This is a genomic window from Sphingopyxis sp., assembly GCF_965227415.1.
Taxonomy (GTDB): domain Bacteria; phylum Pseudomonadota; class Alphaproteobacteria; order Sphingomonadales; family Sphingomonadaceae; genus Sphingopyxis.
This window is the reverse complement of record NZ_OZ245749.1, coordinates 2,157,645-2,165,000: the sequence shown is the minus strand read 5'-3', so window position 1 is coordinate 2,165,000 and position 7,356 is coordinate 2,157,645. Positions and strand designations below refer to the sequence as shown.

The window sequence follows — 7,356 nt, the reverse complement described above, 5'->3', positions numbered from 1 at the left end:
GACCGTACCCTAAACCGACACAGGTGGGATGGTAGAGTATACCAAGGCGCTTGAGAGAAGTCTCCTGAAGGAACTCGGCAAATTGCCTCCGTACCTTCGGAAGAAGGAGGCCCCACATCTGGGCAACCAGTTGTGGGGGGCACAGGCCAGGGGGTAGCGACTGTTTAGCAAAAACACAGGGCTCTGCTAAGTCGGCTTCAAGACGACGTATAGGGCCTGACGCCTGCCCGGTGCCTGAAGGTTAAGTGGAGGGGTGCAAGCTCCGAAATGAAGCCCAGGTAAACGGCGGCCGTAACTATAACGGTCCTAAGGTAGCGAAATTCCTTGTCGGGTAAGTTCCGACCTGCACGAATGGCGTAACGACTTCCCCACTGTCTCCAGGAGATGCTCAGCGAAATTGAATTCTCCGTGAAGATGCGGAGTACCCGCGGTTAGACGGAAAGACCCCGTGCACCTTTACTGCAGCTTCAGAGTGGCATTAGGAAAGAACTGTGTAGCATAGGTGGGAGGCTTTGAAGCGACGGCGCCAGCTGTCGTGGAGCCATAGGTGAAATACCACCCTGTTGTTTTCTGATGTCTAACCTCGATCCATGAAACTGGATCAGGGACCCTCTGTGGCGGGTAGTTTGACTGGGGCGGTCGCCTCCTAAAGAGTAACGGAGGCGCGCGATGGTAGGCTCAGGACGGTTGGAAACCGTCTGTTAGAGTGCAATGGCATAAGCCTGCCTGACTGCGAGACTGACGAGTCGAGCAGAGACGAAAGTCGGTCATAGTGATCCGGTGGTCCCGAGTGGAAGGGCCATCGCTCAACGGATAAAAGGTACGCCGGGGATAACAGGCTGATGATTCCCAAGAGCTCATATCGACGGAATCGTTTGGCACCTCGATGTCGGCTCATCACATCCTGGGGCTGGAGCAGGTCCCAAGGGTTTGGCTGTTCGCCAATTAAAGTGGTACGTGAGCTGGGTTCAGAACGTCGTGAGACAGTTTGGTCCCTATCTGCCGTGGGCGTCGAAATTTGAGAGGAGTTGACCCTAGTACGAGAGGACCGGGTTGAACATACCTCTGGTGTACCTGTCGTGGCGCCAGCCGCGCAGCAGGGTAGCTATGTATGGACGGGATAACCGCTGAAAGCATCTAAGCGGGAAGCCTCCCTCAAGATAAGATTTCATAGAGCCGTGGAAGACCACCACGTTGATAGATCGGATGTAGAAGCGCGGTAACGCGTGGAGCTAACCGATACTAATTGCTCTATTCGCACTTTAGAGTCCCACCATCAACGACAGTCCTGAACGGATTGTCCGCGAAGTGGATGATTGTAAGTCAGTCCATATTGCACGGGCATCGATTGAAACCCTTTTTGACCTACGCCGGCTTCATTGCTTGGTGACCATGGCGTCAGTGACCCACCCGATCCCATCTCGAACTCGGACGTGAAACCTGACAGCGCCGATGGTACTATGGCTCAAGCCCTGGAAGAGTAGGACGTCGCCAGGCATTGTAGCCGACGTAAGGTCGAAATAGAAAAACCCATTCACAAAGTTAGAGGCCGGCAGAAATGCCGGCCTTTTGCTGTTTTTGGCGGTCCCGAAAGGTGCCGCCGCTGGTTGACGCGGGATGGAGCAGCCCGGTAGCTCGTCAGGCTCATAACCTGAAGGTCGTAGGTTCAAATCCTACTCCCGCAACCAGCCAAATATCTAGAAAATCAGGATAATAAAGCGCCGCTTATGCGGACGTTTTTGCGCGCCGCAGCGCGATCGGAACCGATTTATACGACGGCGTTCCGCTCTGCCGATCATAATTGTCGAGCGCGATCAGGCCGTTTGCTTCGGGATAATAGGCCGCGACCGACCCGCGCGAGATATCGTGCGCCAGAACGGTTTGCCGGGCGAGCACGCGATCGGGACCTGCGACCACATCGACAACATCGCCATGCGCCAGGCCCATCGCCGCGAGATCGTCAGCGTTGGCGAAGATGACGTCGCGTCGCCCGGTGACGCCGCGGTAGCGGTCGTTCAGACCATAGATCGTCGTGTTATACTGGTCGTGGCTGCGCACCGTGGTCAGCGTCAGGGGCGTATCGCCACGTCCGTCGTCTTCGTCGATCCCGGCGTGGACCAGAAAATGCGCCTTACCGTCCGCGGTATCCCATTCGCGGTTCGATGCTCCGACGCGGAGGCGGAAGCCGCCGGGTGTGCGGATGCGCGCGTTGAAGTCATGGAAATCGGGAAACACTGCCTCGATCTTGTCGCGGATGCGGTCATAGTCGGCGACCAGCTCGTCCCAGTCGATGGGTGCATGCGGCACCGCGGCTTTGGCGATCCCGGCGACGATTGCCGGCTCGGATAATAGGTCGGGCGACGCGGCCTTCAGTTTGCCGTGCGAGGCGTGAACCATCGACATCGAATCCTCGACCGTCACCGCCTGCGGCCCGCTCGCCTGCACGTCGAGTTCGGTGCGGCCGAGACAGGGCAGGATGATGCTTTCGCGCGCGACCAGCAAACAGGTGCGGTTGAGCTTCGTGCATATCTGGACGTTGAGGTCGAGTTTGCGGAACGCCGCGAAACACTCTTCGGGATCCGACATCGCAACCGCGAGATTGCCGCCAAGCCCGATGAAGCCCTTGGACTGGCCATCGCGCATGGCCGCAATGGCTTCGACGGCATTGTGACCATGTTTGCGCGGGCTGTTGATGCCGAAGGCCTGGTCGAGCCGCGCGAGGAACTTTTCGGACGGCAGTTCGGTGATGCCGACGGTACGGTCGCCCTGGACATTGCTATGCCCGCGGAGCGGGCAGATCCCCGCTCCGGGCTTGCCGATATTACCGCGAAGCAGCAACAGATTGGCGAGTTGCTGAACATTCTCGGTGCCGTGGCGGTGCTGCGTCAGCCCCATGCCGTAACAGACGATGACCCGTTCCGATTGCCAATAGGTGCGTGCGATGCTTTCGATCGCCGCCCGCGTCAGTCCCGACTTCCGCTCGATCGCACGCCAGTCGGTCGCCGCGATATCGCTCTTAAGCTCTTCAAATCCCGCTGTATGGTCAACGATGAAGGCGCGATCGAGCAGGCCGTTCCCTCCCTCGGCGAGATCGATGGCATCGGCCTCGATCAAGGCCTTCATGATGCCCTTGAACAGCGCTGCGTCGCCGCCGATCCGCACTTGGTGATACGCCGAGGCGAGCGGGGTCGAGCCCAGAGTCATCATCTCGACGGGCGCTTGCGGATCCTGGAATCGTTCGAGCCCGCGCTCGCGCATTGGATTGACGACGATGATCGGCGCGCCGCGGCGCGACACTTCGCGCAAGGTGCCCAGCATGCGCGGATGATTGGTGCCGGGGTTGTGGCCGATGCAGAACACCGCGTCGGCAAGCTCGAAATCGTCGAGTGTCACGGTGCCTTTGCCGACGCCGATCGAAATCGGCAGCCCGGTGCTCGTGGCTTCGTGGCACATATTCGAACAGTCGGGGAAGTTGTTGGTACCGTAAATGCGCGCGAGCAGCTGGTAGAGGAAAGCGGCCTCGTTCGACGTGCGCCCCGATGTGTAGAATTCCATCCGGTCGGGGTCGTCGATCGCAGCCATCGCCGTGCCGATCCGCGCGAACGCTTCGTCCCAGCCGATCGGCACGAAATGGTCGGTCGCGGCATCATAGGCCAGTGGAAGGGTCAGGCGCCCGGCGTCCTCCAGATCATGGTCCGACCATTGCCACAGCTCGCCGACGCTATGGCGCGCGAAGAAATAGGGATCGACACGCTTCGGCGTCGCTTCCCACGTCACCGCCTTCGCGCCATTCTCGCAGAATTCGAACGAGGATGTGTGTTCGGGATCGGGCCAGGCACAGCCGGGGCAGTCGAAGCCGTCGGGCTGGTTCATCTGGAGCAGCGCGCGCGTATCGGGGCTGGCGCCCATTTGTTCGCGCACCGCGCGCGCGACCGCGCGTAACGCGCCCCAACCGCCTGCCGGACCGGGGTAGGGCTTTACGCCTTCGGGCTCGTCGCTTGCCATCTCAGTCGCCTCGATATCCGGGTGCGGAGCATAGCCCGCCTGGTGTCCCCGCGTCGATCACAAGATACTCCCGAACGGGTCGCTGAGCACGAGCAGCGAATCGGATCGCGCCAGCGCGACGAGCGTCAACTGCGCGGCGACCGCGCGCTCGACCGCCAGGCTGGTCGGCGCCGAGATGGTCACGAGCGTTGTGCCGCCGGCTCGCACCGTTTTTTCCACCAGCTCATAGCTGCAGCGCGCCGACAGCAGGATGAACCCCGCCGCCGGATCCACGGCGTTCATCGCCAGAGCGCCGATCAGCTTGTCGAGCGCGTTGTGACGGCCGACGTCCTCTTTCGCAAACCGGATGGTGCCGTCCGGGTCGCAGAAGGCCGCAGCGTGGACCGCACCCGTGGCGCAGCCGAGCGGCTGATGATCGGGAAGCGCGGAGAGCGCTTTTGCTATCGCCACACGGTTTATCGGGACCGGCCTAGACGTGGGTTCCAGCGGATGCAGCAACTCTTCGATCGTCTCGATCCCGCATAACCCGCAACTGCTTTCGGACGCGCGCGTCCGGGCGCGGTCGATCACGCGGTCCATGCGATCGGGTGACAGGCGCACGCGCACGACCCAGCCTCCGGCAACCGCATTGATCTGCACGCCGCCGATGTCGCCCGAGGCCGTTGCCAGTCCTTCGCAAATTGTGAAGCCGATCGCATAGGCCTCCAGATCGGCGGGCGTCGCCATCATCACAGCATAGCCGATGCCGTTATATTCGATCGCGATCGGCGCCTCGACCGGAACGTCGCGCTCGATCGCCGCGTCGCTTTGCCCATTCAGGTCGATGCGGCGCGCGGGAAAGCGAAGTTCGTTCTGCATCCGCGATGCCTAGTCCTCCGCCGCTGCGGTGGCAACGCGCGACCGGGCATCGGCTTGGCTTTGGCCATGCTTTCTGCGACGAGGGAGCATGGATTTCGACGATCAACTCCGCCGCTATTTCGGCACCGCCGACCTGTCGGCCATTCACCCCGAGGCGTTTGCAGTGGGTACCGAGCGGATGCGCGTCGATTTCGGGCTTGAGGCGAACGGCGGCCGGCGCTTTGCGCTCTGGACGCTGATGCACAGTCTGGGCGTGGCGCCCGATCTGGACGTTGCGTTCAAGACCGAGGCGGAGCGGAACGTCGCGCGCGATTTCATGGATCTGTTCGACCGGGCAAACGATAGCCCCGACTAGCGCCTTGTCGCTAGGCGCCGGTCAGACTTCGGGCTTCCAGGCGCGATAGAAGGTATCAACCGCTGCATCGACCTCTTCGGCAAGGCGGCTGATGTCGCGCGCTTCGGGCAGGCCGAGGACGGCGAACTGGTACAGGCCCGACTGGCAGAGGCCGGAGAATTGCTGCACCGCGCGCATCGGGTCGCCCATGCGCAACTCGCCGCGCACCATTTTCTCGCCCACCCATTCGGCGGCGCGGGCCTTGCCGCGGCGTGGCCCGCGGTCGTAAAAGGTCTCGGCCAGGTGCGGAAAACGCTCGGCCTCTCCGACGACGAGCCGATAGAGCGAAAGCAAGGGCGTCGCGGTCAATTTGTTCATCAGCACATTGCCGAAACGGCGCAGTACGTCGGGGACCGGCTGGTCGAGCGGCAGATCGATCGTCAGGGCATCGCCATATTGCTCGACGATGCCATCGACGACGGCAGCGAACAGATCCTCCTTCGACGGAAAATAGGTCCATAGCGTCGTCTTCGAGCCGCCAACCTTGCTCGCGATCGACGACATGGTGGTGCCCGCATAGCCATTGGCGAAAAAGCCTTCGCGCGCGGCGTCGACGAACGCCTTGCGGCGCTGCGCCGCGGCATCGTCCAAAGGCGCCGTACTGGCTGGTATCATTTCAATTGACAACGCATTCTCCGAGGTCCAATGGCGCATGATACCAGTTAGTATCATGGGATGCCATGCCTTATCGCTTTCTCTCTTCCGCCGCAGTTTTCTGCCTGCTGTCAGCTTGCGCAAGCGTCCCGGACCTTGGGCAGAAGCCCATTCCGGTGGCCGCCGAGTCGCTCGAATCATCGGCAAGCTTCGCGGACCAGTCGGGCGCCTGGCCTGTCGAGGGCTGGTGGCAGAGCTTCGGCGATGCCCAGCTCGACGGACTGATCGCCGAAGGGCTCAGGGGCTCGCCCGACATCGCGACGGCCGCCGCGCGGGTGCGGGCAGCCGAAGCGATGGCGCAGCAGGCGGGCGCCGCTTTGCTGCCGCGCGTCGGGGCCGAGGGCAGCGTCGGCGGGACGCAGCAGAGCAAGAATCTGGGCATTCCGCCGCAGTTCGTTCCCGACGGAATTCAGGATACCGGCCATGTCGCCGCGACCTTCAGCTTCGACCTCGATCTTTGGGGCAAGAACCGCGCGGCGCTCGCTGCCGCGACTTCGGAAGCCGAGGCCGCGCGCGTCGATGAAGCACAGGCGCGGCTTATGCTGACGACCGGCATCGCCTCGGCTTACGCCGACCTGGCTGCCTATTACCAGGCGCTCGACGTCGCCAACGAAGCCGTGCGGGTGCGCAGCGCGAGCGCCGACGTTTCGGGAAAGCGTGCTGCCGCGGGAATCGAGAATCAATCGGCCGAACGCCAGGCCGAAAGTCGGGCGGCCGCTGCCCGCGCCGACGTGACTGCGCTCGGCGAAGCCATCGCCACCACGCGCAACCGCCTCGCCGCGCTGGTCGGCGCCGGGCCCGATCGCGGGCTGTCGATCGCGCGGCCGACGCTCGTGTCGCCGGGTATCGGCTTGCCGCCGCAGGCAGGGATCGAACTGATCGGTCGCCGCGCGGACATCGTCGCGGCGCGGCTGCGCGCCGAAGCAGCGGCGAAACGCATTGATGTCGCGCGCGCCGATTTCTACCCGAATATCAACTTGTCGGCGCTTGTCGGGCTGCAATCGCTTGGCCTGTCGAACCTGGTCAAGGCAGGGTCCGAATATGGCAATGGCGGAGTGGCGGTCAGCCTTCCGATTTTCGACGGCGGTCGCTTGCAGGGCCGCTATCGCGGCGCACGCGCCGAGTTCGATACGGCGGTTGCCACCTATCATCGCACGCTGATCGCTGCGCTGCGCGATGTCGCCGACATCGTCGCGAGCCGCTCGGCCACGATCCGCCAGCTCGCCGACCGGCGCGATGCGTTGAAGGCGGCGACCGATGCCGCGCGGCTCGCCGGGCTGCGCTATCGCGCCGGCCTCTCGACCCAGCTTCCCCAGCTGACCGCCGAGGACAGCCTGACGCAACTCGCGCGGCAAGTCTCCGACCTCGAAGCGCGCAAGCTTTCGCTCGATATTGCCCTGATCCGCGCGCTCGGCGGCGGCTACCAGACCCAGACAGGAGAATGA

General features: G+C 62.9%; 5 protein-coding genes, 1 tRNA gene and 2 rRNA genes (1 of these 8 cut by a window edge). 5 read left to right on the top strand and 3 right to left on the bottom strand.

The features are described 5' to 3' along the window. From ACO055_RS10590 to ACO055_RS10580, 3 genes are all read left to right on the top strand, one after another. Positions 1-1,265: ribosomal RNA gene (locus tag ACO055_RS10590) — 23S ribosomal RNA — on the top strand; it begins 1,555 nt to the left of the window's first position. 117 nt (positions 1,266-1,382) lie between these two features. Further along, positions 1,383-1,497 (top strand): 5S ribosomal RNA (gene rrf, locus ACO055_RS10585). Positions 1,498-1,611: 114 nt separating this feature from the next. Further along, positions 1,612-1,688, top strand: a tRNA-Met gene (locus ACO055_RS10580). Between the two features lie 37 nt (positions 1,689-1,725). Here ACO055_RS10580 and ACO055_RS10575 read toward each other — a convergent pair. Continuing rightward, positions 1,726-4,005 carry an FdhF/YdeP family oxidoreductase gene (locus ACO055_RS10575; protein WP_422058836.1) on the bottom strand — a complete coding sequence of 760 codons (2,280 nt, stop codon included), beginning with the start codon at positions 4,003-4,005 and terminating at the stop codon, positions 1,726-1,728. Positions 4,006-4,062: 57 nt separating this feature from the next. Continuing rightward, complete coding sequence (fdhD, locus tag ACO055_RS10570; protein WP_422058835.1) at positions 4,063-4,863, bottom strand: formate dehydrogenase accessory sulfurtransferase FdhD; 801 nt, start codon at positions 4,861-4,863, stop codon at positions 4,063-4,065. An 88-nt stretch (positions 4,864-4,951) separates the two neighbouring features. Here fdhD and ACO055_RS10565 point away from each other — a divergent pair, with 88 nt between their 5' ends. Then, positions 4,952-5,218, top strand: coding sequence for a hypothetical protein (locus tag ACO055_RS10565; protein WP_422058834.1), 267 nt, complete (start codon positions 4,952-4,954; stop codon positions 5,216-5,218). Between the two features lie 21 nt (positions 5,219-5,239). Here ACO055_RS10565 and ACO055_RS10560 read toward each other — a convergent pair whose 3' ends face one another. Continuing rightward, a complete protein-coding gene (locus ACO055_RS10560; RefSeq protein ID WP_422058833.1) occupies positions 5,240-5,848 on the bottom strand; it encodes a TetR/AcrR family transcriptional regulator in 609 nt (202 codons plus the stop codon). Positions 5,849-6,027: 179 nt separating this feature from the next. Here ACO055_RS10560 and ACO055_RS10555 point away from each other — a divergent pair, with 179 nt between their 5' ends. Then, positions 6,028-7,356, top strand: a complete 1,329-nt coding sequence (locus ACO055_RS10555; RefSeq protein ID WP_422058832.1) for an efflux transporter outer membrane subunit — start codon at positions 6,028-6,030, stop codon at positions 7,354-7,356.

Excerpts from the sequence above, each read along its gene's own strand:
- ACO055_RS10575 (WP_422058836.1), bottom strand. The coding sequence starts at position 4,005 with ATGGCAAGCGACGAGCCCGAAGGCGTAAAGCCCTACCCCGGTCCGGCA.
- fdhD (WP_422058835.1), bottom strand. The coding sequence starts at position 4,863 with ATGCAGAACGAACTTCGCTTTCCCGCGCGCCGCATCGACCTGAATGGG.
- ACO055_RS10565 (WP_422058834.1), top strand. The coding sequence starts at position 4,952 with ATGGATTTCGACGATCAACTCCGCCGCTATTTCGGCACCGCCGACCTG.